Below are 538 nucleotides of genomic sequence, written 5' to 3'. Positions count from 1 at the left end.
CGACCGTTGACGCCGCGCGTCGTGAGCCGCAATAGGCTGGGATGATGGCAGATGTGCGGTTCGTGGCGATCGGCGACTCGTTCACCGAGGGGGTCGGTGACGTTCTTCCGGATGGGCGGGAGCGCGGCTGGGCCGATCTCGCGGCCCAAGGCTGGGCGGACGCGGCGGGCCACTCCATCCAGTACGCGAACCTCGCGATCAGGGGCAAGCTCGCCTGGCCGATCGTCGAGCAGCAGCTCGAACCCGCGCTCGCCCTGCGCCCGACGCATCTCTCCTTCAACGGCGGTGGCAACGACATGCTGCGCCCGCGCACCGATGTCGAGCACATCGCCGATGCCTTCAGCCGAGTGCTGCGTCGGTGCGATGAGGAGGGCGTGACCATGATCCTGCTCTCGGGTGCCAATCCCAGCGGGCAGCTCCCCATGGGCTCCCTCGTCCAGCGGCGCGGCGATCTGCTCTCCGACGCGGTGCTCCGGCGGATCGAAGAGCGCCCCGACGTGGTCCGAGCACTCAATTGGCCGGATCGTGAGCTCTCGCG

At 69.1% G+C, this 538-nt stretch carries 1 protein-coding gene; it reads left to right on the top strand.

Annotated elements, in window-relative coordinates; genetic code table 11:
* Positions 1 to 44 precede the first annotated feature (44 nt).
* The coding region (locus AC4CV5_RS20775; protein WP_490923808.1) for an SGNH/GDSL hydrolase family protein at positions 45 to 538 on the top strand (494 nt) is incomplete at its 3' end.

The sequence above is a fragment of the Bacillus sp. NS1 genome (genome assembly GCF_058248265.1).
Note: the sequence above shows the minus strand (reverse complement) of the source record. Positions and strands in the feature narration are given on the sequence as shown.